The sequence below is a fragment of the Neisseria sp. P0001.S005 genome (assembly GCF_051963715.1).
Map to the genome: position 1 here is coordinate 1 of NZ_JBQCTZ010000924.1, position 301 is coordinate 301.

The window sequence follows — 301 nt, forward strand, 5'->3', positions numbered from 1 at the left end:
TTCAACACCGCCGCCAAATACCAAATCGATATGCCCATCACTCAAACCCTGCTGCAACTCATCCGCAAAGAAATGACACCGCAGCAAGTCGTTGAACGCCTGATGGAACGAAGCGCTCGCTTCGAATAAACGGTCGCGCCGTCTGCCATTCAGACGGTCTGACGCACAATATGGCAGCCATAAGGCCGTCTGAAGGGAAACACATGAACCAATCACTAAACAACCTGGAAATCAACGTTTACCAACTTGTCCAAAAATTTGAAACGCTGGTTTCAGAAAACCGCCGTCTCAACGAAGAAAT

1 pseudogene is annotated in these 301 nt (G+C 48.5%); it reads left to right on the forward strand.

The features are described from left to right. Nucleotides 1-129: pseudogene (locus ACTHSP_RS23515) on the forward strand (NAD(P)H-dependent glycerol-3-phosphate dehydrogenase); the annotation flags it as partial. Between the last annotated feature and the right edge of the window lie 172 nt (nucleotides 130-301).